We start from the raw sequence: 24,112 nt of genomic DNA on the forward strand, positions 1-24,112 counted from the left end.
CCCTACTTCCTGTCCGTGACGAACCGGGCGACGGTCACGGATCCAATGAATCCGATCACCGAAATCCCGACCAGAAGCACAATGTTGTCCAGGTGCCGGTTCACTGCCATGTCCACGGCCAGCGCTCCACCAATGATGGCGAGCAGCACGTCGATCGCGAGCACCCGGTCCAGGATCGAGGGGCCTCGCGCAATCCGATACAAAGCGCACAGGGCGGCGAATCCGAGCAACAGTCCCACAATAATTACGGCGCTGGTCATTTCCGGATCCCCTCCTCACGCTCTTCGTTCTCCTGATCGAACCGGACCTCAGTCTGCAGCAGCGCCAGATCATCCGGGGTTCCCATAATCCTGATCAGCCAGGCTTCGGTGGCCCGCACATCGGACCTGATCTTCGCTGCACCCTCCGGCGTCTTCACATTCAGGCAGTGCAGGTACAGCGTGGAGGTAGAGCGGTCCACCTCCACCACCAGCGATCCGGGGATCAGGGAGAGCGCGTGCCCGGTGACGGTCACCAGAAGGTCGGACTGGCTCCGAAGCTGGACTGCCACCACCGCGTTGACAAGCCTCGGGCCCTGCGTGAGCGAGAGCCAAAACACTTCGAAACTCGCCACCACGAGCTTGTACAGGAATCGTCCGATGAACGGAACCGCGTACAACACGTTGAATCGGCCGCTGAGCTCCACCGGCGGCAGGTACAGCAGGTTGGCCACTGCGTAGGCGATCAGGCCGCCAAAAATGAGGTTCCCCGGACTGAAGTCCTGCCACAGTGCGCCCCAGACGATGACCAGCCAGATAATCAGGGGCAGTTCCGTGATGAAGGGGATCTTCTGTCGGCTCATGGCGCGCTCCCTTCGCCCAGGACCGCTTCAATGTAATCGGTCCGCTCCAGCATGTTCTGCGCAGCGTTGTCGCTGATTTCAAACAACGGACCCGCCAGGAGGGTAAGGGTCACTCCCAGACCGACCAGGCCCATGGTGGGACCGACCATGGTGCGGGGTAGCAGGTTCACCGGTTTGCGCCCGGAGAACCGCCCAGTGGTCTCGCTGTTGACGCGCTGCGAGGTGCGAACGGCTGATCCGTCTGCCTTGGTGGCGAGCAGGATGGGATCCGGGTGCAGTGCGTCTTCGGGGCGGCGCCAGAAGGCGCGGTTCCAGACGCGGGCAATCGCCAGCAGGGTCAGGAGGCTGGTGAGCACACTGGCGCCAACCGCCACATAGGCGATGGGTGTGCCCAGTTCGACGCCGGCCTGCAGGATACCCAGCTTGCCGAGGAACCCGGAGAAGGGCGGTATTCCGGCCAGATTCATTGCCGGGATAAAGAACAGTACGCCAAGTAGCGGCGATAGCTTGGCGAGCCCACCAAGGCGATCCATATTGGCGGTCCCACCACGGCGTTCAATCAACCCGGTCACCAGGAACAGGCTGGTCTGCACCGTGATGTGGTGCGCCACGTAGAAGATCGCGGCGCCCAATCCGACGACGGTTGAGATCGCCAGCCCGAAGATCATGAACCCGATGTGGCTGACCAGGGTGAAGGACAACATTCGTTTGATATCCGACTGCGCCAAGGCCCCGAGGATCCCCACCACCATGGTGAGGATTGCCACCACCATCAGCAGGGTGTTGATGCGGTCCCCCGGGAAGAGCAGCGTCTCGGTGCGCACCATTGCGTAGACGCCGACCTTGGTGAGCAGGCCAGCGAACACGGCAGTTACCGGTGCGGGCGCTGTCGGATAGGAGTCAGGCAGCCAGAAGGACAGGGGGAAAACGGCTGCCTTAATTCCGAACGCCACCAAGAGCATCAGGTGCAGCATCATCTGCGTGGCAGGGTCGATCTCCCCGAGCTTCACCGCAAGATCGGCCAGGTTGATGGTTCCCGTTGCGGCATAGATCATGCCGATCGCAATCAGGAAGAGCAGCGACGACACCACGCTGACCACCACGTAGGTCACTCCCGCGCGGATCCGCTGGGTGGTTCCGCCGAGGGTCATCAGCACATAGCTGGCCGTCAGCAGGATTTCAAAGCCCACATACAGGTTGAACAGGTCGCCGGACATGAACGCGTTGGAGACGCCGGCCACCAGGATCAGGTAGGTGGGGTGGAAGATCGAGATGGGGCCGTCTTCATCGCCGTCGGTCATGCCCTGCCCGGTGGCGTAAATCAGCACCGCGAGGCTGATCGCCGTCGAAATAACCAGCATGAGGGCAGAAAACTGGTCGACCACCAGGGTGATGCCGAACGGCGGCATCCACCCACCAATGAACACCGCGGTGGCTCCGTGCTCTGCGGCATTCTGCAGGAGGAACAGTTCAAGGATCAGGGTGATGCTCAGGGTCGAAATGCTGACCGCCCGCTGCGAGCGGGAATGCCGGATCAGGAGGAAGGCAACCGCTGCGCCAAGGAACGGGAGGACCACGGCCAGCGGTGCGAGGCTTGCAATGTTCACCGTGGCTCCTTCGGTTCGGAGGGAAGATCAAGGACGCCCGCGTTTTGAGAGCCGGGCGCTTCCTCGGCTTCCTCCAGCGGGGTGAACTCGGTGGTTTCTTCGGGGACATCGGCGTCGTCTTCAGCGTCGAAGCTACCCTGGCTGGCGACCCTGCGGTCCTCCATATCGTCCTGGACCTCGTCGCGGCGGCCCAGCACCCAGGACCGGTAGATGATGCCCAGCATGAAGGCGGTCACGGCGAAGGAAATCACAATGGCGGTCAGAATCAGGGCTTGGGGCAGCGGATCCGAGTAGGCGTCGGCGGCGATCTCCTCCGAGTACAGGGGGGCAACGCCGGCCCGACCGCCCGCGGAAAGCAACAGGATGTTGGCGCCGTTGGCCAGCAGGATCAGACCCAGCAGGACCCGGGTCAGGCTGCGTTCCAGCAGCAGGTAAATGCCCCCCGCGAAGAGGGCTGCCATGACCACCAGCAGGGTGATGTTGACGCTCATCGAGCTACTCCCTCGCCGGTTTCGGTATGTTCTTGCTGTTGTAGCTTCATCTCGCTCGGGTCGTTCTTCGCCGAGAGGCCCTCGCTGCGTTCATCGATCTCCGAGCCCAGACTGCGCAGCACGTCGAGCACCAGCCCGACGACCACCAGGTACACACCAATGTCGAAAATGGTCGAGGTGACGAACTTGACGTCGCCGAAGACCGGCAACCAGAACTCCAAGATGGCCGTCTGGAGGATCTGGCCTCCCAGCAGCAGCGGGATCAGCGCGCTCAGGGAGGTGGTCGCCATACCCGCGCCGAGCAGGACCCCCGCGCTCACCGGGCTGGCTTCCGCCAGTTCAAATCGGCCACCCGCCAGATAGCGCACGGTCAGCGCCAGCCCCGCCAACAGTCCACCCGCGAATCCACCGCCCGGCAGGTTGTGACCGGCGAGGAGGAGGTAAATGGAGAAGATAATGATCGAGTGGAAGAGCAGCCGGGTGACGACTTCGAAGATGATCGATCGGCGTTCGGGCGCGAGGGTCCGGCCGGCGACCAGCCACGCGTCCCGGGAGACTGACGAGAACTTCTTCGCCAACTCCAGTGCTGCGGCTTCCCGACCGAACTCGGCAATGGGTTCCTGGCCGCGATCGACGGATCCGGATTTGACGGTCTCTGCCCGCTGGCGGGTGTCGCCCCGGCCACGGATGAAGATCAGGCTGGCGATGCCGGTGGCTGCGATGGCCAGCACTGAAATTTCCCCGTACGTGTCCCAGGCCCTGATATCGACCAGGGTGACGTTGACGATATTCTCTCCACCGCCGCCCTCGTAGGCCAGACCCGGGTACTCCAGTGACACCGGGCTGGCGACCCGTGATGCCATGGATGACATGGCGATTGCCACCATCACCAGGCCGAAGGAAATTCCCAGCACGGCGCGCAGCAACCGGTACCGTCCCGGCTCCCGCTGCCACAGCCGCGCGGGTAGCGAGCGCAGCGCGAGCACAAAAGCCACCAGCACAATGGTTTCCACCAGCATCTGGGTCAACGCCAGGTCCGGCGCACCCTGCAGCGCGAAGATGAGGGCCATCCCGTACCCGGTCACCCCGACCATGAGCACTGCCATGAACCGCTTGGTAGCGCGGACCGCAGCCAGAATGCCGATAATGATGACGACGCCGGCCGCCACCTGCGCTGGTGAATCAGCGATATGCCACCGATCCGGGAGCGGTGCATCGTAGAACAGGATCGCCGCCAGGGGGGCGAGGATGGCCATGGTCAGAATGACGAAGAGGTAGAACGCCAGCGAACCGCGCTGGGTGCGGCCGGTGATCCAGACGGCGACGTCGTCGAGCGTGCCGATGGTGTACTTGTAGCCGCGTTCAGCGTCGACCACTGAGGGAACCCTGGACTGGGCTCGCTCGACGTGGGCCCGGAACCAGAACAGCAGAATACCGACGGCGATGGTCACTACGGAGAGCAGCAGCGCGGGAGTGAACCCGTGCCAGAGGGCGAGGTAACTTTCCTCGCCGTCGGCTTCGAAGAGGGTGACGTAGGGCTGGATGATGGAATCCACTGGTGCAGGCCAGAGGCCGAGGACCACGGTGAATACGGTGAGCAGCGCCGGCGCGAAAAGGAAGGATTTCTCCACCTGCGTGAACGGGGTGGCGGCTTTGCCCTTGCAGGCGAACCCGCCCCAGACGAATCGCGCACTGTAGGCGAAGGTCAGGGCAGAACCAACAACGATGCCGACAAGCAGGAGTGTGCCGACGGGGGTGGGATCGATCTCCGCCTGGTGAACGAAGGTCTCGAAGACGGATTCCTTGGCCACGAAGCCCAGCAGCGGTGGGAGTCCCGCCATCGACGCAGCGGCGATCGTGGCGATCACGGCCAGGGCGGGGGCGGTTTTCCTGATTCCCGCGAGTTTGCGGATGTCCCGGGTGCCAGCCTGATGGTCGATGATGCCGACCACCAGGAACAGGGTGGCCTTGAACAGACCGTGGGCCAGGAGGAGGCCCAATCCGGCCAGCGCCCCGCCGGGGCCGCCGAGTCCGACCACCATCGTGAGGAACCCGAGCTGACTCACCGTTCCATACGCGAGAATCAGTTTCAGGTCATGCTGGCGTAGCGCCCGCCAACCGCCCACGAGCATGGTGGCAAGGCCGATTATCAACACCATCGGCAGCCAGGAGGCAGCATCAGCGAACCCCGGCGCGAACCGGGCGACCAGGTAAATACCAGCCTTCACCATCGCCGCGGCGTGCAGGTAGGCGCTCACCGGGGTGGGCGCCGCCATCGCTCCGGGTAGCCAGAAGTGGAACGGGACCAACGCGGATTTGGTGAGGGCACCGACGAGGATCAGCCCGATGGCGACGTCGATCACCAGTCCGTTGGACAGCAGCGACTCGGACTGCGCCATGATGTCCGAGATCCGGTAAGTCCCGGCGGTCTGGCCCAGCATGATCATGCCGACCAGCATGGTCAGACCGCCGAAGGTGGTAACGATCAGGGCCTGGAGAGCCGCGCGGCGCGCCGCCAGCCGATGCCGCGAGTAACCGATCAGCAGGTAGGACAGGACAGTGGTCAGTTCCCAGAAAATGAACAGCAGGATCATGTTGTCGGCGGTGACCAGGCCGAACATGGCCCCAGCGAACGCGAGCAGTTGGGCGCCGAACGGGCCGATGTTCGGTTCGTCCTGCTTGAAGTACCGTGCACAGTAGAACAGGACCAGGGCGCCGATACCCAGGATCAGGATCGACAGTATTGCCGCCAGGGCATCCACCCGGAAAGCCAGCTCGAGGTTGAGACCGGGAATCCACTGGAAGGCTATCGAGGGCGGGGCATTGGGCTGGCCCTCGAGGAGACTCTGCCCCTCGCCCGTGTACTGGTCGAAGGTGATGACCAACCAGACGAAGGCCGCTCCGGGAACCGCCCCGATCACGTAGAAGGCCGAGCGGCCGAGCCGGCGGAAGATCAACGGCGCGACAAAGGCTACCGCGAATAACGCGATGAGCACGATTAGCACGATGATCTCCTGATCTCTCAGATGAGACGGTCAGCTGATAGACAGCGCGGACGGTCAGGGGCTTCGACTTATTCTACCTGTGGAATACAGGCCGTCCCGACGTGTTACGCCGTCGGCGACTGTTTCGGGGTTTCCGGAATACCGTGCCTGACCCGCGCGTTTGTGCGATCAACGGAAGATGTTCATGGGTTTGCGGGTATCCGCGGGATAGCATTCACCGTATGAGCGTGGATCCTCCCCAGCCGGTGCCGTCCCATCCAGTTCCAGCTGCCCGGCCGGAGGGTACGACATCGGGCACGACGGCGTCCGGTGCGGGCCGTCTGCTGTCCCGGCCGGTCCTCGCGTGGGCCTCCTGGGACTGGGGATCGGCCGCCTTCAACGCGGTCATGACCACCTTCGTGTTCACCGTGTATCTGACCAGCGACGCGTTTGGTGGGGAGGCCAGGGCCTCGGTGGTGCTGGGCTGGGGTCTCGCCGCTGCCGGGGTGCTCATCGCGCTACTGGCACCGGTGACGGGGCAGCGTTCCGACAGCGGCGGCCGGCGCAAGCTCTGGCTCGGCGTGAACAGCCTCCTCGTGGCAGTCCTGACCGGGCTGTGCTTTTTCGTCTTCCCCCAACCCGAGTTCCTGCTCCTCGGGGTCGCGCTGATTGCACTGGCCAACGTCTTCTTCGAGTTCGCCGGAGTCAACTACAACGCCATGCTGACGCAAATTTCCACCCCGAGCAGCATCGGCCGGATCAGCGGGTTCGGGTGGGCCATGGGCTACGTGGGCGGCATCGTCGCCCTGATCCTGGTGCTCGTGGCCTTCGTGGAGCCAGTGTTCGCCTGGTTCGGCTCCGATACCACCGACAGCCTGAACATCCGGCTGGTCGCAGTGTTCTCGGCAATCTGGTTCCTGGCCTTCGCCCTGCCCGTGATGTTCGTCGTCCCGGAGGTACCGCGCAAGGAGAAAGCAGCCCAACTGGGCTTCTTTGCCTCCTACGGTCTCCTCTTCCGGCGGGTCAAGGCAATCTACCGGACCAGCCCCCACACCATCTTCTTCCTGCTGGCCAGTGCCATTTTCCGTGACGGGCTGGCCGCCGTTTTCACCTTCGGCGGCATCATCGCCGCGGGTACGTTCGGCTTCACCCTGAGCGAGGTGATTGTCTTCGCCATCGCCGGCAACCTGATTGCGGCGGTCGGTGCCATCGGCGGCGGTTTCCTGGACGACAGGACTGGGCCCAAACGGGTCATCATCATCTCGTTGATCGGCCTGCTGGTAGCCGGGTCTGCCGTCCTGGTCCTTGGCCCGGGCACCCACGATGTGTTCGGCTACACCTGGACCGGAGATACGACGTTCTGGGTCTTCGGGCTGATGCTCACCCTTTTCGTCGGCCCGGCGCAGGCCTCATCTCGTGCATATCTTGCGCGTCTGGCTCCGGACGGAGAAGAGGGTGAACTGTTCGGCCTGTACGCCACCACGGGACGAGCCGTCAGCTTCCTCGCACCCGCTCTCTTCGCGGCGTCGATCACCATCTTCGGTGAACAGCGGTTTGGGATTATCGGCATCCTGGTGGTGCTGCTGGTCGGACTGCTGGTGTTGCTCCCGGTGAAGCCGCCCGCGAAGGTGGCTACCGCCGTCGTCCCGTCCTACTGAGGGTCGGCTGGGGCTGGCTGTCAGATGGCGGTGCGGTGGAAGTTCTGGTGGCTGCGCGACGCCGTCGGGCCGCGCTGTCCCTGGTACCGGTTCCCGTAGGGGCCGGAGCCGTACGGGTGTTCGGAGGGGGAGGTGAGCCGGAAGAAGCAGAGCTGGCCAATCTTGGAGCCGGGCCACAGTTTGATGGGCAGGGTGGCCATGTTGGAGAGCTCAAGGGTGACGTGTCCGGAGAACCCCGGGTCGATGAATCCCGCGGTGGAGTGCGTCAGGAGTCCGAGCCGCCCCAGTGAGGACTTGCCCTCCAGCCGTGCCGCGATGTCGTCCGGAAGGGTCACCGTCTCGTAGGTTGACCCAAGGACAAACTCACCCGGGTGCAGGATGAACGGCTCGTCCGGGTCCACCTCCACCAGCCTGGTCAGCTCGGGCTGGTCTTCAGCAGGGTCGATGTGCGCGTACTTGTGGTTGTCGAACAACCGGAAGTAGCGGTCAATCCGGACGTCGACGCTCGAGGGCTGGACCATCGCCTCGTCATAGGGCTCCAGCACAATTCGCTGGCGGTCAATTTCGGTTCGAATGTCGCGGTCGGAGATCAGCACGGTTCAAAAATACCGCAGTCCCCGGGGTTAGTGGTTATCGGCCGATCTCGGTGCGCACGGCGTAGAGCTCCGGGAAGAAGGTCAGCTCGAGGGCCTTCTGGAGAAAACCTACGCCTGAGGACCCGCCCGTGCCGCGTTTAAACCCAATGGTTCGTTCGACAGTCTTCAAATGCCGGAACCGCCAGAGCTGGAAATTGTCTTCCAGGTCCACCAGTTCCTCGCAGGCCTCGTAAAGGTCCCAGTTGTCCTCGGCGTTCTCGTACACCGCCTTGTACACCTGGACGAGTTCCGGGTTGAAGACGTGGGCGGCGCGGAGGTCCCGCTCCAACAGCTCAGCGGGGATGTTGTGTCCCCGGCGGGAAAGGAACCTGATGAACTCGTCGTAGATACTCGTCTGATCCAGCAGGGTGGCCAGCAGCTCCTGCGCCTCGGGGTCATTCGCGAAAACCTCAAGCATCCCGGCGTTCTTGTTGCCGAGCAGGAACTCGACGGCGCGGTACTGGTAGGACTGGAAGCCGCTGGAAGCACCGAGATCCCCGCGGAACTCGGCATATTCGGAGGGGGTGAGGGTGGCCAGTACTGACCACTGCTCGGTGAGGGAGCGCTGGATGTGCTTGATCCGGGCGATCCCCTTCATCGCCGATCGCAGGTCATCGACCTGCAACTTGGCACGCACCGCACGCAGTTCGTGAAGCACCAGCTTGAGCCAGAGCTCCGACGTCTGGTGCTGGATGATGAACAGCATCTCGTCGTGGTGCTCGGGGCGGCTGACCGGATGCTGCGCTGCGAGAAGCTCCCCCAGGGAAAGATAGGATCCGTAGCTCATCTTCGCGGTGAAATCCTTCTCGATGCCCGCTTCCAGGTCCCTGGTGTTCTTTTCGACGCTCATGGTCTTAGGGTACCTACCGCGGCGAGGCCCGGTGTCCGGCCCGGTGTTTTCGGGACGGTGAGGTTGGGGTAGGCTGAATCTCGTTGTTTTCGCAGGGATTCAGGCCACACTGTCGGCTGGTCTCCATGCGGGCGTAGCTCAATGGTAGAGCGCTAGCTTCCCAAGCTCGATACGCGGGTTCGATTCCCGTCGCCCGCTCCAGTTTTCGGCCCCACGGTGTCAGCCCACCGGCCGTGGAGCGAACATGATCACCGCCACCCCCACCAGGCAGAGCACCGATCCGCCGATATCCCAGCGGTCCGGACGGAATCCGTCAAACACTATGCCCCAGGCCAGGGATCCCGCGACGAATACCCCACCGTAGGCAGCGAGGATCCGGCCGAAGTTCGCGTCCGGCTGCAGGGTGGCGATAAACCCGTAGGCCGCGAGCGCCATCATGCCCAGCCCGGCCCACCACCACGGTTTACCTTCCCTGATGCTTTGCCACACCAGCCAGGCACCGCCGATCTCGGCGACCGCGGCAATGACAAAAAGGACCACAACGAGGACGACAGTCATACTGCATTATTGCCGAGTGGTGGGTGTGGCGGGTTCAGGGGACCCGACCGCCCCGTCACAGCCACCCGCTCGGCGGGCAGTTGGACGGGTGCGGGCTAGACGGCCGCGTGGCTCCTAGCATCGGGGGATTTCGGGACGATCGCCACCAGCCGCCGTCGTTGGCTGGGTGAAACTGTGTAGCGGAACCGCAGGGTCAGCTGGCCCTTCTGAGCGAGAACGACGGCGAACACGCCGGCTGCCAGCAGCGGCACTCCGCCGGCGATCAACACCGTGGTGTGCGCCCCGATGTTTTCGGCCAACCAGCCGATCATGGGGCCGCCGATCGCCTGGCCGCCGATGAGGACCATCATGTACAACGCCATGACCCGCCCCCGGATGGCGAGGTTGGACGAAATTTGCACCAGCTGATTGGTGCCGGTGATGAACCACAGGCACCCGATCCCAGCGAAGAACATCAGGATCGCGAAGACCGCCTGGTTAGGTGCCACCGATCCAAGAGCCATGAAGCCGCCAAACGCGGCCGCACCGCCAAGCACCCCGCGCAGGCGGAGCGTCGTCCGCCGGGTGGACGCGAGCGCACCGACCAGCGACCCGGTGGCCAGTGCTGTGTTCAGGAAGCCATACCCCTGGGCGCCGGAGTCGAAGACGGTGTCGGCGAATGCAGCCATGAGTACGGGTGTGCTCATGGCAAACACCGAGACGAATGCGCCCATCAGCATGCACCAGAAGATGGCCGGTTTCCTCATCACGTAGCGGGCGCCCTCACGGAGCTGGCCTTTCGACCGGGGCGCCCTGGCCGCGACGCTCAGTTGGTCGGTCCGCAGCAGGGCGAGGGTGGTCACCGTGTAGAGGCAGGCGACGGCGTTCACCGCGAACGCCCACCCGCCGCCGATCGCGGTGATCAGCACACCGCTGACCGCGGGACCCACCATGGCCCCCACCTGGAAGATTGATGAGTTCAGGCTGATCGCGTTGCGCAGGTGCACTGGCCCCACCAGGTCGTTGACGAACACCTGGCGTGCGGGGGCGTCCACCACGGTCACCAGCCCCAGGGTGAAGGCGATGACGTAGACATGCCACACTTCGACGACGCCGGTCAGGGCTAGCACCGCCATTGCCGCTGCCATCAGGGCGGCCATGCTTTGCGTGATGATCAACAGGATGCGTTTGGGATAGCGGTCCGCGATGATTCCGCCATACGGGCCGAGGAGGAGGAACGGCGCGAACTGCAGTGCAACGGTGATCCCGACGGCGGTGACCGATCCGGATAGCTCCAGAACCATCCAGTCCTGGGCGATGCGTTGCATCCAGACGGCGATCACTGCGACCAGGTGGGAGATCGCGAATCGGCGGAAGTTGGGGATGCGAAGTGAGATGAACGTGTCACGCCAGGCTGGACGCTGGTTGGTGATCGGCAGGGGCGCGGTAAGCGTGGGGTCTCCAGCCGGGCCGGCGGAGGGTGGTGGGGGTGCCAAGGTGTCTTCCTGTGCTGAAGGGGTGGGATCGTTTTCCACGCTACCCACCGCCAATCCATGATGAAAGCGTATGGTGGCTATAACTCGTATTCGGAAACGTAATAGGCGGCATTATGTTTGACCCGGCCCAACTGAAAACCTTCCTTGCCGTCGCCGAGACCCTGAGCTTCACCGGCGCCGCGGGCCGGCTCAACCTCAGCCAGCCCACCGTGAGTCAACACATCCGGAAGCTGGAGGAGGCGGCCGGCAGGCTCCTGATTTCCCGGGACACCCGCGAAGTCAGCCTGACCGACAACGGCGACGCGATGGCCGGCTTCGCACGGACCATCCTCGCCGCCCAGGAACAGGCGATGGTCTACTTCTCCGGATCGGCCATGCGCGGCCGACTCCGGTTTGGGGTGGCCGACGACCTCGCCATCACCCAGCTGCCACGCATCCTCCGCCACTTCCGGCAGCTCTACCCGCAGATCAACCTTGAGCTCACCGTGACCCAGAGCCCGCTCCTGTTGCGCCGGCTGCGCGCGGGCCAGCTGGACCTCATCTTCATCAAGTACATGAGCGGCACCGGCGAGGGCACCCTGGTGCAAAGTGACCAGCTGGTCTGGGCCGGGCACGGTAAAACCACCCTTGAGGACGGCGCTCCCGTGCCGTTGATCGTCTACCAGTCCCCCAGCCTCACCCGCCAGATGGCCATCGATGCGCTGGAGAAGGCTGGCCGAACCTGGCGCATCACCTGCAACACCCGGGAGATCAACGGCGTCCTGGCCGCCGCCCGTGCCGGTATTGGGTTAGCCGTGTTCCCGCAGTCCCTGATCCCGGAGGATCTGGTGCAGGTCAGCAACCGTTTCAACCTTCCACCGGTGGGCGCGGTCGACTTCACCCTGCTCAGCAACCCCCTCGCCAACCAGGAGCTCGTGGCGGCGTTGACCTCCGCGATCATGGGCCGCGCGCTGCGCAAAGCCCCGGACGCCTGAGCCGCCCGGCCTTCGGCGCCCGACCCGCCAACCCCGGCCGCACCAGCAGCGTGCCGAACACCACATAGCCGGGCACTTCGGAACGGCGGTAGTGTTAACGCTGATGAATCGCACAATGTTCAAGTCCAAAATCCACCGCGCCACGGTTACCCACGCTGATCTGCACTACGTGGGTTCCGTCACCGTGGACCTTGACCTGCTTGAGGCCGCCGACATCCTGCCCGGTGAGATGGTCTCCATTGTGGACGTGACCAACGGCGCCCGGCTGGAGACCTACACCATTGCTGGCGAGCGTGGATCGGGCGTGCTCGGTATCAACGGCCCGGCCGCGCACCTGGTCCATCAGGGAGACACGGTCATCCTGATCACCTACGCCCAGCTGACTGACGCGGAGGCACACAGTTACCTCCCCACAGTGGTGCACGTCAATGAGCAGAACCGCATCGTGGACCTGGGAACCGACCCGGCCGAGAGCGTCACCGAGGGGCTCGAACGGCCCCCTCACGCCCTGAACAACTCAGCACTCCGGTAGCAAACGCTTACGTTCCCGCCATCTTTCGTCGTCAACCTTGACCGGATCGCAACCCTTCAATCTGGCGATTTCCCCACTCAGGGCATATGGTCTCAAAGACAAGGTTGCTTTGGTTCGCCCGCTGTACCTCGGGTGAACGGACTGTCTACAACGATGTGGAGGCGCGGTGGGAATGCCGAACAGGCGAGGGAAAATTCATCCAGTCCGGAGCCGGCCGAAAGCGGCAGCTGTGGCGACACTGGCGATCGGAACCATGTTGCTGACGGGTTGTGGGCCGGCGGAAAGCGTGACAACGCTTACCTGGTACATCAACCCCGACGCCGGCGGGCAGGCTGCCATAGCCGCCAGCTGCACCGAAGAGGCCGACGGCGCCTACCGGATTGAAACGTCCCTGTTGCCTACCGATGCAGCAGCCCAACGCGAGCAGTTGGCGCGGCGGCTCGCAGCCGGAGACACCTCAATGGACATCATGAGCATTGACCCGCCGTTCATCCCCGAGCTCGCGGAACCCGGCTTCCTGGCACCCATCCCCGAGGACTCAGTCGACGTCTTCACCGAGAACGTGCTCGAAGGCGCGCTGGCCGGTGCCACCTGGAAAGAAGAACTGGTAACGGTGCCGTTCTGGGCGAACACCCAGATCCTCTGGTACCGCGAATCGGTCGCCGAGGCCGCCGGGCTGGACATGTCCCAACCCGTGACCTGGGACCAACTGATCGAAGCAGCCACCGAGCAGGACAAGCTCCTCGGCGTGCAAGGCTCCCCCGCGGAATCAATGACCGTGTGGATCAACGCGCTGGTTGAATCGGCAGGGGGCCAGATCCTCGAGAACCCGGAGGCTCCCGCCGACGAACTGCAACTGGGCCTCACCTCCGAGGCCGGGCAGGAAGCGGCACGGATCATCGCCACCATCGGCACCGAGGGCCTCGGCGGCCCGGGCCTGCCGACCTCCACCGAGAACACGTCCCTCACCCTCTTCCAGGGCGACGACGGCTCCTTCATGGTCAACTACCCGTTCGTCTGGCCCGCCACCCTGGGCGCCGTCGAGGCTGGGTCCATCGACCAGTCGGTGGTCGACGACATAGGTTGGGCCCTGTTTCCGGCCGTCACCGAGGGCGAGGACACCGCACCGCCGCTGGGCGGGATCAACCTCGGAGTCGGCGCGGCCAGCGACAACCCTGACCTGGCCTACGAAGCGATCGAGTGCATCGTCCAACCGGAGAACCAGACCGAGTACTTCATCACCAACGGCAACCCGCCGTCCAACTCGGAGGCGTACGACGATCCAGCGATTGAGGAAGACTTCCCCATGGCGACGACCATCAGGGACTCCCTCGAACTCGCGGCTCCTCGCCCTCAGACACCGTTCTACAACGAAATCTCCACCGGACTGCAGCAGGAATGGTCGCCACCCAACGAAGTGGATCCTGACCAGACCCCCGAACAGTCCCAGGAGTTCATCACCGCAGTGCTCAGAGGGGAGAGGCTACTGTGAGTAGCTCAACGATCAACAAGCCTGATGCCGGCGACAAGCTGAAGAAGCAGAAGATGCAGCACAGCGACCGGGTCAAAGCCGAACGCCGGATGGGCTGGTACCTCGCGGGCCCCGCCTTCGTGGTGATGCTGATGGTGACCCTCTACCCGATCCTGCAGGCCTTCTTCGAGTCCCTGTTTGCGTTCCGGCTCACCGCCCCCGATGAGCGGGAGTTCATCTGGTTCGCCAACTACATCACGATCCTCTCCGACAGCGTGTGGTGGCAGGGCCTCCTGGTCACGGTCCTCATTACGGTGATCACCGTCGCCGTCGAACTGGTCCTGGGCTTCGCCCTGGCCCTGGTCATGAGCAAGGCGCTGAAGTCTCTCAAAGGCATCCTCCGTACCGCGATCCTGGTGCCGTACGGCATCATCACCGTGGTGTCGGCGTACGCCTGGTTCTACGCCTTCGACATCAACTCGGGGTACGTGAACGCCTGGTTTGACTGGGTCCCCGGCATCGACTCGGACCTCAACTGGTTCGCTCAGACCGGCACCTCACTCTTCGTGATCATGGCGTCGGAGATCTGGAAGACCACCCCCTTCATCTCACTGCTCCTCCTCGCCGGCCTGGCGCAGGTGCCCGATGAGCTGACCGAGGCCGCCAAGGTCGACGGGGCCACCTGGTGGGAGCAGATGCGCAAGGTCGTCATCCCCAACATGAAGGCGGCGATCATGGTCGCCGTCCTGTTCAGGGCCCTGGACGCGTTCCGAATATTCGACAATGTCTTCATCATGACCAATGGCGAGAACAACACCGAAGTGCTTTCGCTCCTCGCCTACCGGACGTCGATCAGCCGCCTCGAGATTGGTCTCGGCTCGGCCGTCTCGGTCCTGCTGTTCCTGTGCGTCATCCTGATCAGCTTCGCTGCCATCAAGATCTTCAAAGTGGATCTTGCCGGCACGAGAGGAGAAAAGAAATGAAGAACTCTTCCCGGCGCGAAAAGATCTGGTGGGCAGTAATCTCGGTTCTGGTGCTGCTTTACGCCCTGTTCCCGGTGGCTTCCATCCTGGCTACCTCGTTCAAATCTCCCAGCGACCTGACCAACGGAAGTTTCCTGCCGTCGTCGGGAGCTGCCACCATCTCCAACTACGAGCAGATCCTCGTTGGTGACGCGCAGGAACTGTTCCTGACCTCCCTGCGCAACTCCATCGGCATCTCGCTCATCGCCACGGCAATCGCCGTCGTCCTGGCCACCCTGTGCGCCTATGCGATTGCCCGTCTCGACTTCCCGGGGAAGCGGCTCGTGCTCACCACGGCCCTCGCGGTTTCGATCTTCCCCGTGATCTCGATTGTCACCCCGCTGTTCAACCTCTGGCGCAACATCGGCCTGTATGACACCTGGCTCGGGTTGATCATCCCCTACCTGTCCCTGACCCTGCCGATCTCCATCTGGACGCTGGCTGCGTTCTTCCGCCAGATCCCGTGGGAGCTGGAGCAGGCGGCGCAGGTCGACGGCGCCACCACCTGGCAGGCCTTCCGCAAGGCCATCGTCCCGCTGGCGGCACCCGGGGTGTTCACGACGGCGATTATCGCGTTTTTCATCGCGTGGAACGACTTTGTGTACGGCATTTCGCTGACCTCCACCGAAGCAGCGCGGCCGGTTCCGGCGGCGCTGGCATTCTTCACCGGAGCCTCCCAGTTCGAGTCACCCACCGGCGCCATCTCGGCCGCTGCGATCATCGTCACCATCCCGATCGTCCTGCTGGTCCTGCTGTTCCAACGTCAAATCGTTTCCGGCCTGACCTCGGGCGCCGTCAAGGGCTAATGGCGCAGTCCCAGCCGCCTGCGCCAGTCACATAGAAAAGGATCACCAGAAAATGGCTTCAATTACCCTCAACAACCTGGTCAAGAAATACGGCGACGGATTCCCCGCCGTCAATGACATCAGCATCGACATCGCCGACGGCGAGTTCATCATCCTGGTGGGCCCCTCCGGCTGCGGCAAATCCACCCTGCTGCGCATGATCGTGGGCCTGGAGGACATCACCGACGGCGAGCTCCTGATCGACGGCGAGCGCGTCAACGATAAGGCACCCCGGGACCGCAACCTGGCCATGGTGTTCCAGAACTACGCCTTGTACCCGCACCTCACGGTGTATGAGAACATCGCCTTCCCGCTGCGGCTCGCGAAAGGCAAGCACAGCGAGGAACAGGTGAACAAGCTTGTCACCGAGGCGGCAGCCACCCTTGAACTGACCGACCACCTGCAGCGGAAGCCGGCCAACCTTTCCGGTGGCCAGCGCCAGCGGGTTGCCATGGGCCGGGCCATTGTGCGCCAGGCTGATGCGTTCCTCTTCGACGAGCCGCTGTCCAACCTGGACGCGAAATTGCGCGGCCAGATGCGCTCGGAGATCTCCCAGATGCAGCGCCGGCTCGGGGTGACCAGCGTGTACGTTACCCACGACCAGACCGAGGCTATGACCCTGGGCGACCGGGTGGCAGTCCTGAAGATGGGCGAACTGCAGCAGATCGCCTCCCCACGGGAACTCTACGAGCAGCCCCGGAACCTTTTCGTTGCCGGCTTCATCGGCTCTCCATCGATGAACTTCATCCCCGCGACCATTGAGAACGGCAAACTGCAAACCGTCCTCGGCGACCTCGACGTCCCTGCCGAGAAGCTGGCCAAGGTTGAAGGCAAGAAGGTGGTGCTGGTGGGCGTCCGGCCGGAGTTCTTTGAGGACGCGAAACTGGTCGAGGAGTCCAAGCTGCCCCACGGCTCGATCTTCACCGCCACGCTCACCCATACCGAGTGGCTCGGCAACGAACAGTACGGTTACATCAACTTCAACCCGGACCCCGAAATGCGCGAGCTCCTGAACAACCTGGCCCGCGAAATGGATGCCGACGAACTCCGCCCGCAGATCGTTGTCACCCTCGACGCTGCCAGCCGGATCCGTGGCGGACGCGAAGCCGAAATCTGGCTGGACACCCGGAAGCTGCACCTGTTTGATCCTGAGTCCGGGGAGAACCTCACCCGCGACGCCGAGGCGGGCGCAGCGCTGACTGCTGAAGCCGGTCAGGAGCGTGCCGAGGAGATCGCCACGGCCAAGGAAGCGGACCGCGTCAACGGCCACGGAACCCCGGATTCGGGCAGCGGCAGCACCGACAACGGTCAGGGTGGCGGCAAACACGCCGCGGCGAGCTGACCATTGGTGGAGCGTGACGGTTCGGAACTGATTGCCGGGATCTCCTCCGGATATACCTTCGAGGGGCCCTCGATCCATCTCGGTGCCGCAGTGCTGGATGGCGAGGTGTACCCCGAAGCGGCGGTGCGTCTTCCGCTGGCGATGATGAACCGTCACGGGCTCGTCGCAGGGGCAACCGGCACGGGAAAAACCATCACGCTGCAGGTCATGGCTGAGCAGCTCAGCGCCCAGGGTGTCCCGGTGTTCCTGGCGGACATCAAAGGGGACCTGACCGGTCTCTCCACCCCGGGACCCGGCGGTGAGAGGCTGCTGGCCCGCACCCTGAGCGTGGGCCAGCAGTGGTCCGCCAGGAGTTTCCCGGTCGAGTACTTCTCCCTGGGCGGGCACGGTGCCGGTGTTCCCATTCGCGCAACCATCTCCGAGTTTGGGCCGCTGCTGCTCTCCCGGGTGATGGACTTGAATGAGACCCAGGAGTCCAGCCTCACCCTGATTTTCCACTACGCTGACCTGGCCGGGCTGGAATTATTGAACCTCGCTGATCTTCGGGCAGTGATTTCGTTCCTCACCTCCGACGAGGGCAAAACCGCTTTGAAGGACCTCGGTGGCTTGTCGAAGGCTACCGCGGGGGTGATCCTGCGGGAGCTGATCACCCTTGAAGCGCAGGACATGGCCAGATTCTTTGGAGAACCCGAATTCGACACCGCCGATCTGCTCCGCCAGGCCCCGGACGGCAGGGGAATGATCAGCTGCCTCGAACTGCCCACCCTCCTGCAAACACCCCAACTCTTTTCCACCTTCCTGATGTGGCTGGTAGCCGATCTTTTCGCCGACCTGCCCGAGGTGGGAGATCAAGACAAACCCAAGCTGGTGTTTTTCCTCGACGAGGCGCATCTGCTCTTCGACGACGCGTCCAAGGAATTTCTGCGGTCCATCCAGACGTCAGTCCGCCTGATCCGGTCCAAGGGTGTCGGCATCTTCTTCGTCACCCAGACGCCCAGGGATGTTCCAGCGGACGTCCTCGGGCAATTGGCCAACCGTGTTCAGCACGCGTTGCGCGCCTTCACCCCCGAGGACGCGAAGGCTTTGAAAGCCACGGTGTCCACCTTCCCCACCAGTGACTACGACCTGGCTGAGGTTCTCACCTCAGCAGGGACGGGCGAGGCGGTGGTGACCGTCATGAACGATCGGGGCGCGCCCACCCCCGTCGCCTGGACCCGAATGACCTCCCCCGAATCGACGATGGGCCCCTCAGTGCCTGCTGTCGTGGAGGAGATCGTCCGGGCCTCACCGCTCCGCACCCACTACGAAACGGCGATCGACAGCCATTCGGCCTTCGAAAAGCTCACCACTCCCGCTCCGCCCAGCGCGACGCCGCCCCGGGCCGAACCAGCTGCTGATGACGAGGCCCGCCGGATTGAAGAGTCAATTACGGGGCACCGGGGCGCCCCGCCACCGTCCTCCGGTCCGGCTGGGACACCCCCACCCCTCGGCGTTCCCACGCCGGCACCCCGGCAGCAAGACGGTGAACTGATGGAGTTCGCGGTCAAGGCGGCAGGCGCCATCGGGGCGGAGCTCGCCCGGGGTTTATTCGGCACACAGCGGAGGCGCAGTCGTCGTCGTTGGTAACCGGGCACCACTCAACGGGTAACGTAATAGCGTGCAAACGTCTTCTGTGATCAAAGTCCTAGCAGCCTGGCTGCTCGGTCTGATGGTCGTGGTTGCGGCCGCGATTGCCACTGTGGTGGTGGTCAATACGCACATTTTCAACCCCGAGGAACAGGTCCACGACTACCTCGAAGCACTCTCGGACGGCGACGGCGAACGCGCCCTGGGGCTCCTCAACGCGTCGGTGCCCGAGGCCAACGCGGCCATGCTCAACGGTGCTCCGCTGCAGCAGTCGATGGCAGCTGTTGAGGGCGTGGCGGTCGGTGAGGCGGTGGAGGTCGGTGACGGCCGGGTGGAGGTCACCATCACCTACACGGTCCGCGGTGCAGCACACTCGTCAACGTTTTCCCTGGAGCGCACCGGTACGGAGTGGCTGTTCTTCAACACCTGGGAGTTTGTTCCGTCGGTGCTGCCCACCCTCGAACTGTCGGTGATCAACCAGGTCGAGGCCACCCTCAATGGGACCAGGGTCGGCATGCCCGAGGGCAGAAACCAGTTCGCCGTGTTTTACCCCGGGGACTTTGAAGCCCACTACACGAGCGAGTACTTCGCTGCGCCGGCCCAAACCGTTGCCGTCACCGACCGCTCGGGCGGCCAACGAATAGCGCTCGCTACCGCGGCCACCGATGCGCTGGTGGAGGCGGTGGACGGCCAGATCCGGCGCTTCCTGGATGAGTGTGCGGCGCAGACCGTGTTCCAGCCCGCCAATTGCCCCTTCAACTTCCAGACCGAGAACCGGGTAGCCGGGGACATCCGCTGGTCCATCACGGAATACCCGACGGTCTCCATCGAGCCGTTCAACGGCAGCTGGGTGATGGCGCCGCTCTCAGGCAACGCCGAACTGTCCACCTCGCTGCAGGACCTCTTCACCGGCTCGATCGAACCGGTGACGGTCCCCCGCGAGTTCGGCTTCACCGCCCGCCTGTCAGTGGGCGACGACGAAATCGCCGTCACCCCGGTGGTCCAGTACTAGTCGAGGCCCCGCAGGTCCAGGGTCAACCCGGTTTCGCCGTCGTCGCTGATCCGCACCGGGATACCCCAATCCTGCTGGTAGAGGTGGCATGCTGCATGATCGGGGATCTCGCCGCCCGGCTCCCCGTCACAGGCCGCCGCGCGGGCGGTGATGTGCAGAACGCCCTCGCTGACGGCGTCGGACAGCACCAGTTCGCGGGTCAGACCCACCGACGTTCCGCCACCGGATACCAGTAGTTCCTCGGGTGAGGAGGAGATCTTCAGCTGGGTGGGGTCACCCCACCGGTCGTCGAGTTTCTGTCCCTTGGGCGCGGAGAACCGGATCGTAAGCGCATGCGATCCGGCGACGACGGGGGTCTGCGGTCGTTGCGTCTGGGACGCGCCTTCATCGACGGCGAGCGCTTCCTTGGGGATCGGCACCCGGACCAGCTGGTGGCGGTTGGCTTCCACCACAATGAGGAGCGGCTCGCTGCCCGACGCGGTGGGGGTCAGGTCCACCAGAACGTCGCAGGGCTCCGAAAGACCGCGGGCCAGGGTTGAGACCTGCCCCGTGGCTGGATCGTACCGGCGCACCGCGCCGTTGTAGGTGTCGGCGATGGCCACCGACCCATCGGGGAGGGCGGTAATGCCCAGCGGGTGCTGCAGGCGTGCCTGGTCCGCGGCGCCGTCCCTGAAACCGAAATCAAACAACCCGGTCCCGATGGCGGTCCGCACCTGGGTGCGGCGGTGACCGTTGAACTCGGGGAAGGAAAGGGTCCGTACTGCCGACGTTTCCGAGTCGGCGACCCAGAGGTTGCCGCTGGCATCCTCGGCCAGGCCCGAGGACTGGGCGAACCAGGCCTCGGATCCGTCGCCGTCGAGCAGGCCCTCCAGTCCGGTGCCCGCGAGGATGTCGACGGATCCGGTGACTGGATCGAACGTAAACAGCTGATGGGTGCCCGCCATGGCAATCACCACGCGTTCCAGCACGGTGGACCACAGCACGTCCCACGGCGAGGACAGCGAGACCTCCAGCGGCCGGGTGCCCAGGTGGGTGTCGGTCAGGCGAGGGGTGGCGTCCTCCGGGGATTCTACGTCGTACCCGCTCGGCTGGTCGAAGTTCTCCTGCAGCTCGGCGGGGCGTGCCTTCACGTGGTTGCCAGCGTCCAGCAGCCGCTGCACGCCGTTGCCCGCAATGGTGGTGACCGCGCCGTCGGCGAGGGCCACGCCACGGAGCAGGTGGTTCACGGAGTCGGCGACGACGACGTCGTACCCGACCTGCCGGGCAACCTGCTGGGGCAGGACCGCGAGGCCCTGCGGCTCGTTGAACTGGGCCCCGGCAGCGGTGCCGTCGGCAGCGCCCTTCTCCCCCGAGCCGATGGTGCGGCGGACGGTGACCAGGTCGGCGTCGAGCTCCACCAGCCGGTGGTGGCCGGTGTCGCCGATCAGGAGCGAACCGTTGGCGAGGGGGACGGCTTTGCCCGGGAACCGGAGGTCGCCGGCGGTGCTTTCGGCAGGAACGTAGGGTCCGTCGCCGCGGTGCAGCGTGCCCTTCGCGGAGTGTTCCTCCACCAGCTCCTGGACGAGGGACTCCAGCCCGGCAGCGTGGCCCTCACCGGAGAGGTGCGCCACAATGTACCCCTCGGGGTCGACGACGACGAGGGTGGGCCAGGCGCGGGCGGTGTAGGCCTGCCAGGTGGTCAGCTCCGGGTCGTCCAGCACCGGGTGCTGGATGTCGTAGCGTTCCACCGCGGCGGCCAGGGCGTCCGGGTCCGCTTCATGTTCGAACTTGGGTGAGTGGACTCCCACTGTGACAACCACGTCGCTGAACTTCTGCTCCAGCGGCCGCAGCTCATCCAGGACGTGCAGGCAGTTGATGCAGCAGAAGGTCCAGAAGTCGAGGATGACGATCTTCCCGCGCAGATCTTCGAGGGTGAGCTGCCGCCCTCCCGTGTTGAGCCAGTTGCGGCCCACCAGTTCGGAGGCACGCACCCGGTAATCGGTGCGGATCGAGGTCTCAGTCATTCACGCTCTCCTGGTTGGTCAGGCTTCTGGGATGATGCTGGCTTTCCGGGTCCCGGTGTGCCTGGACCGCGGCGGTTGTCGCGTTCCGCCAGCGAAGCGAACATGTTGTTGTAAGCGGTGAGATCGGCGTCGTTATTCCTGTCCGCCGCACGATCGGTCCGTTTGGACTCCCGGGCGTCGTCACGCGACCACATGATGGCGACGCCGATCGCCACCAGCAGGGTGGGAATCTCGCCGATCCCCCAGGTCAGGGCGCCGCCGAGTTGCTGGTCCTCCAGCGCCGAGGGGCCCCAGTCCCGGCCCATGTTGCCGAACCAGGAAGCCTGGAGCAGTGACGTGGACCCCATCAGCGCGACACCGAAGAAGGCGTGGAAGGCCATGGTGGCGAAGAGGAGCAGGATCCGCAGCGGATACGGTGCGCGGCGTGGCACCGGATCGGAGCCCAGCATCGAAAGGACGAAAATGTACCCGGTGATTAGGAAGTGCACGTACATCAGTTCGTGGCCCACATGTTCCCGCATCGCGAAGCCGAACAGCGGTGAATAGTAGAAGATCACGATCGATCCGGCGAAGTTGGCTGCGGCGAACAGCGGGTGGGTCACCAGCGCGGAGAAGCGCGAGTGCACCAGCACCAGGATCCACTCGCGGATCCCCCGGGACCCGTCGCCGCGAGGGGTCAGCGCCTTGAGCGCCAGCGTTACCGGCGCGCCGAGGACCAGGAAGAGCGGAACCACCATGGTCAGGGCCATGTGACCCACCATGTGTGTACTGAACAACACCATGCCGTAGACGGCTGGAGCACCCGAGGTGATGTAGGTCAGCAGCGTCAGCCCGACCAGCCAGCAGGCAAGCCGCAGGAGCGGCCATTTGTCGCCGCGTTTGCGGACCTTCACCACGCCCCGCACGTAAGCCACCCCGACGACCGCCACGAAGGCCACCCAGAGCCAGTCGAAGCGCCATTCGGTGAACCAGCGTTCAAACGTCAGCTCGGGCGGCAGGTCATACCCGGAGAGGATCCGCGCCGGCGAGGCGTCGGGGGCGATCTCCTCGCTGACAGGCGGGGCCGTCCGGGACAGGGCAACAGCAACACCCGAGACTGCGCCCATGATCAGCAGTTCCACGGCGATCAGCTGCCACAGCACCCGCCGGGCGGAGAGCTGGCCTCCCGTGAGCGACCCGCTGCCCGTTCCGAGCTGGGGAATGATCCACTGCCGGTGCATGAGGCCGATCCCGCCGAGCAGCAGGGTGGCAACCGTCTTGAAGGTGACCAGCAGGCCCCACTCCGAGCCGAGCTGGCCCAGATCGTTGATGCGGAGGCTGGCGTTGATCACACCGGACAGCACCACCAGGATGAAAGCGAAACCTGCGAGGGAGGAAAAGCGGCGCAGCACGCTGGAGGTCAGGACGCCCAGCCGCCCGCTGATCACCGCCAGCACAATGATGCCGCCGATCCACAGGCAGACCCCCACCAGGTGCAGGGCGATCGAGTTGATGGCGGCGTAGTGGTCGTCGCCGCTGGCTGAGTGGCCGATCAGGGCCATCGGCATCAAGCCGAGGAGCGATAGGACACCGGTCAGTGCCAGCCAGCCGCTGGATCGGGCCCCGAAGGTCATGGTGGCGACGACGGCGGCGATCAGGACGGTGGACAGCCAGGCGCGGCCGGTGTCGAAGTCGGTGAGGTAGGAGGCCAGCCCCTCCGTGTAGCCGGGGTCGCTGCTCAGCGGCAGGCCGGCGGCGTCGGAGTAGGTGAACAGCAGCACACCGACGGCGGCGAGGGTCCACGATACTGCGGCGACGGAGGCGAGGGTCATGACCGCGCTGAAGGCGGGGTGTTCGTCGCCCGGGGTGCCGGCGCTGCTGGTGCGCGCATTACTGGTGCGGCGGTGGGTCGATCCGACCCGGCGCGGGAGGATCATGACGGCGAAGACCAGCGAGCCGATAACGGCGGCAACCGAAATGTTGTTCAACGCCTTGGCGACCGGCAATCCCCAGCGGGTCAGGGCACCCGGGTCGCCCAGCTGACGCGGACCGGCAGCCCCCGAGAACAGCAGGGCGAGGATGAGTGCGACCACGACGGCGGCACCGCCGGCAATCAGCCAGCCAACCTTCACCCCTGGGGTCTGTATGCCCGGGCGGTCGGTCGGCCGGGGCGCCTTGGTTGTAGTAGCCACATCTACCATTGTCTA

Annotated in this window: 20 protein-coding genes and 1 tRNA gene; 10 read left to right on the forward strand and 11 right to left on the reverse strand. The window is 64.5% G+C overall.

The features are described 5' to 3' along the window. Nucleotides 1–2 precede the first annotated feature (2 nt). Genes ACX80Z_RS12250 through ACX80Z_RS12270 form a run of 5 tightly spaced genes read right to left on the reverse strand, consistent with a single transcriptional unit; the run spans nucleotide 3 to nucleotide 5,944 of the window. Nucleotides 3–260 (reverse strand): monovalent cation/H+ antiporter complex subunit F, encoded by a 258-nt coding sequence (locus ACX80Z_RS12250; RefSeq protein WP_019481757.1) that lies wholly within the window; start codon nucleotides 258–260, stop codon nucleotides 3–5. Then, nucleotides 257–841, reverse strand: coding sequence for a Na+/H+ antiporter subunit E (locus tag ACX80Z_RS12255; RefSeq protein WP_459316065.1), 585 nt, complete (start codon nucleotides 839–841; stop codon nucleotides 257–259). Before ACX80Z_RS12255 ends, ACX80Z_RS12250 begins: the two co-directional genes overlap by 4 nt. Further along, nucleotides 838–2,448: a Na+/H+ antiporter subunit D gene (locus ACX80Z_RS12260; RefSeq protein WP_116778434.1), complete on the reverse strand. Its 1,611-nt coding sequence runs from the start codon at nucleotides 2,446–2,448 to the stop codon at nucleotides 838–840. Before ACX80Z_RS12260 ends, ACX80Z_RS12255 begins: the two co-directional genes overlap by 4 nt. Continuing rightward, a complete protein-coding gene (locus ACX80Z_RS12265; protein WP_019481754.1) occupies nucleotides 2,445–2,939 on the reverse strand; it encodes a Na(+)/H(+) antiporter subunit C in 495 nt (164 codons plus the stop codon). Before ACX80Z_RS12265 ends, ACX80Z_RS12260 begins: the two co-directional genes overlap by 4 nt. Further along, the gene (locus ACX80Z_RS12270; protein ID WP_459316066.1) at nucleotides 2,936–5,944 is read right to left on the reverse strand and encodes a Na+/H+ antiporter subunit A; all 3,009 of its coding nucleotides are present in this window, start codon (nucleotides 5,942–5,944) and stop codon (nucleotides 2,936–2,938) included. The genes ACX80Z_RS12265 and ACX80Z_RS12270 overlap by 4 nt, the downstream gene beginning before the upstream one ends. Nucleotides 5,945–6,165: 221 nt before the next feature. Between ACX80Z_RS12270 and ACX80Z_RS12275 the strand changes: the two genes are divergently transcribed. Further along, nucleotides 6,166–7,581 (forward strand): MFS transporter, encoded by a 1,416-nt coding sequence (locus ACX80Z_RS12275; protein WP_459316067.1) that lies wholly within the window; start codon nucleotides 6,166–6,168, stop codon nucleotides 7,579–7,581. Nucleotides 7,582–7,601: 20 nt separating this feature from the next. Here ACX80Z_RS12275 and dcd read toward each other — a convergent pair whose 3' ends face one another. Together dcd and kynA are read right to left on the reverse strand one after the other, a co-directional pair. After that, a complete protein-coding gene (gene dcd / locus ACX80Z_RS12280; protein ID WP_459316068.1) occupies nucleotides 7,602–8,177 on the reverse strand; it encodes a dCTP deaminase in 576 nt (191 codons plus the stop codon). A gap of 34 nt (nucleotides 8,178–8,211) precedes the next feature. Beyond that, a complete protein-coding gene (gene kynA, locus ACX80Z_RS12285; RefSeq protein WP_459316069.1) occupies nucleotides 8,212–9,066 on the reverse strand; it encodes a tryptophan 2,3-dioxygenase in 855 nt (284 codons plus the stop codon). A gap of 127 nt (nucleotides 9,067–9,193) precedes the next feature. On the opposite strand from kynA, the gene ACX80Z_RS12290 reads away from it, so the two are divergent. Continuing rightward, nucleotides 9,194–9,267, forward strand: a tRNA-Gly gene (locus tag ACX80Z_RS12290). An 18-nt stretch (nucleotides 9,268–9,285) separates the two neighbouring features. Here the strand turns inward: ACX80Z_RS12290 and ACX80Z_RS12295 are convergent. Both ACX80Z_RS12295 and ACX80Z_RS12300 read right to left on the reverse strand, forming a co-directional pair. After that, nucleotides 9,286–9,624, reverse strand: a complete 339-nt coding sequence (locus ACX80Z_RS12295) for a YnfA family protein (protein WP_019481749.1) — start codon at nucleotides 9,622–9,624, stop codon at nucleotides 9,286–9,288. Nucleotides 9,625–9,719: 95 nt separating this feature from the next. Beyond that, on the reverse strand, nucleotides 9,720–11,099 hold the full coding sequence (locus tag ACX80Z_RS12300) for an MFS transporter (RefSeq protein WP_459316070.1): 1,380 nt from the start codon (nucleotides 11,097–11,099) through the stop codon (nucleotides 9,720–9,722). A gap of 113 nt (nucleotides 11,100–11,212) precedes the next feature. On the opposite strand from ACX80Z_RS12300, the gene ACX80Z_RS12305 reads away from it, so the two are divergent. From ACX80Z_RS12305 to ACX80Z_RS12340, 8 genes are all read left to right on the forward strand, one after another. Further along, nucleotides 11,213–12,073 (forward strand): LysR substrate-binding domain-containing protein, encoded by an 861-nt coding sequence (locus ACX80Z_RS12305; RefSeq protein ID WP_019481747.1) that lies wholly within the window; start codon nucleotides 11,213–11,215, stop codon nucleotides 12,071–12,073. 103 nt (nucleotides 12,074–12,176) lie between these two features. Then, the gene (gene panD / locus ACX80Z_RS12310) at nucleotides 12,177–12,605 is read left to right on the forward strand and encodes an aspartate 1-decarboxylase (protein WP_024477119.1); all 429 of its coding nucleotides are present in this window, start codon (nucleotides 12,177–12,179) and stop codon (nucleotides 12,603–12,605) included. 172 nt (nucleotides 12,606–12,777) lie between these two features. Next, nucleotides 12,778–14,097, forward strand: coding sequence for an extracellular solute-binding protein (locus ACX80Z_RS12315; RefSeq protein WP_035766329.1), 1,320 nt, complete (start codon nucleotides 12,778–12,780; stop codon nucleotides 14,095–14,097). A gap of 53 nt (nucleotides 14,098–14,150) precedes the next feature. Beyond that, nucleotides 14,151–15,059: a carbohydrate ABC transporter permease gene (locus tag ACX80Z_RS12320; RefSeq protein ID WP_050994835.1), complete on the forward strand. Its 909-nt coding sequence runs from the start codon at nucleotides 14,151–14,153 to the stop codon at nucleotides 15,057–15,059. Further along, complete coding sequence (locus ACX80Z_RS12325) at nucleotides 15,056–15,904, forward strand: carbohydrate ABC transporter permease (RefSeq protein ID WP_019481743.1); 849 nt, start codon at nucleotides 15,056–15,058, stop codon at nucleotides 15,902–15,904. The genes ACX80Z_RS12320 and ACX80Z_RS12325 overlap by 4 nt, the downstream gene beginning before the upstream one ends. Nucleotides 15,905–15,956: 52 nt before the next feature. Continuing rightward, nucleotides 15,957–17,285, forward strand: coding sequence for an ABC transporter ATP-binding protein (locus ACX80Z_RS12330; protein ID WP_019481742.1), 1,329 nt, complete (start codon nucleotides 15,957–15,959; stop codon nucleotides 17,283–17,285). A gap of 3 nt (nucleotides 17,286–17,288) precedes the next feature. Further along, nucleotides 17,289–18,911, forward strand: coding sequence for a helicase HerA-like domain-containing protein (locus ACX80Z_RS12335; protein WP_459316071.1), 1,623 nt, complete (start codon nucleotides 17,289–17,291; stop codon nucleotides 18,909–18,911). Between the two features lie 46 nt (nucleotides 18,912–18,957). Further along, complete coding sequence (locus ACX80Z_RS12340; protein WP_019481740.1) at nucleotides 18,958–19,923, forward strand: hypothetical protein; 966 nt, start codon at nucleotides 18,958–18,960, stop codon at nucleotides 19,921–19,923. Here the strand turns inward: ACX80Z_RS12340 and ACX80Z_RS12345 are convergent. Together ACX80Z_RS12345 and ACX80Z_RS12350 are read right to left on the reverse strand one after the other, a co-directional pair. Continuing rightward, nucleotides 19,920–21,926 (reverse strand): NHL domain-containing thioredoxin family protein, encoded by a 2,007-nt coding sequence (locus tag ACX80Z_RS12345; RefSeq protein WP_116778438.1) that lies wholly within the window; start codon nucleotides 21,924–21,926, stop codon nucleotides 19,920–19,922. The genes ACX80Z_RS12340 and ACX80Z_RS12345 overlap by 4 nt on opposite strands. Further along, a complete protein-coding gene (locus tag ACX80Z_RS12350; protein ID WP_459316072.1) occupies nucleotides 21,923–24,106 on the reverse strand; it encodes a cytochrome c oxidase assembly protein in 2,184 nt (727 codons plus the stop codon). The genes ACX80Z_RS12345 and ACX80Z_RS12350 overlap by 4 nt, the downstream gene beginning before the upstream one ends. Between the last annotated feature and the right edge of the window lie 6 nt (nucleotides 24,107–24,112).

Source organism: Arthrobacter sp. TMT4-20 (assembly GCF_054510775.1).

What these genes read in the sequence shown, in the direction of transcription:
- ACX80Z_RS12250 (WP_019481757.1), bottom strand. Translation starts at nt 260, where the DNA reads ATGACCAGCGCCGTAATTATTGTGGGACTGTTGCTCGGATTCGCCGCC.
- ACX80Z_RS12255 (WP_459316065.1), bottom strand. Translation starts at nt 841, where the DNA reads ATGAGCCGACAGAAGATCCCCTTCATCACGGAACTGCCCCTGATTATC.
- ACX80Z_RS12265 (WP_019481754.1), bottom strand. Translation starts at nt 2,939, where the DNA reads ATGAGCGTCAACATCACCCTGCTGGTGGTCATGGCAGCCCTCTTCGCG.
- ACX80Z_RS12275 (WP_459316067.1), top strand. Translation starts at nt 6,166, where the DNA reads ATGAGCGTGGATCCTCCCCAGCCGGTGCCGTCCCATCCAGTTCCAGCT.
- kynA (WP_459316069.1), bottom strand. Translation starts at nt 9,066, where the DNA reads ATGAGCGTCGAAAAGAACACCAGGGACCTGGAAGCGGGCATCGAGAAG.
- ACX80Z_RS12295 (WP_019481749.1), bottom strand. Translation starts at nt 9,624, where the DNA reads ATGACTGTCGTCCTCGTTGTGGTCCTTTTTGTCATTGCCGCGGTCGCC.
- ACX80Z_RS12305 (WP_019481747.1), top strand. Translation starts at nt 11,213, where the DNA reads ATGTTTGACCCGGCCCAACTGAAAACCTTCCTTGCCGTCGCCGAGACC.
- panD (WP_024477119.1), top strand. Translation starts at nt 12,177, where the DNA reads ATGAATCGCACAATGTTCAAGTCCAAAATCCACCGCGCCACGGTTACC.
- ACX80Z_RS12315 (WP_035766329.1), top strand. Translation starts at nt 12,778, where the DNA reads ATGCCGAACAGGCGAGGGAAAATTCATCCAGTCCGGAGCCGGCCGAAA.
- ACX80Z_RS12320 (WP_050994835.1), top strand. Translation starts at nt 14,151, where the DNA reads ATGCAGCACAGCGACCGGGTCAAAGCCGAACGCCGGATGGGCTGGTAC.
- ACX80Z_RS12325 (WP_019481743.1), top strand. Translation starts at nt 15,056, where the DNA reads ATGAAGAACTCTTCCCGGCGCGAAAAGATCTGGTGGGCAGTAATCTCG.
- ACX80Z_RS12330 (WP_019481742.1), top strand. Translation starts at nt 15,957, where the DNA reads ATGGCTTCAATTACCCTCAACAACCTGGTCAAGAAATACGGCGACGGA.
- ACX80Z_RS12345 (WP_116778438.1), bottom strand. Translation starts at nt 21,926, where the DNA reads ATGACTGAGACCTCGATCCGCACCGATTACCGGGTGCGTGCCTCCGAA.
- ACX80Z_RS12350 (WP_459316072.1), bottom strand. Translation starts at nt 24,106, where the DNA reads ATGGTAGATGTGGCTACTACAACCAAGGCGCCCCGGCCGACCGACCGC.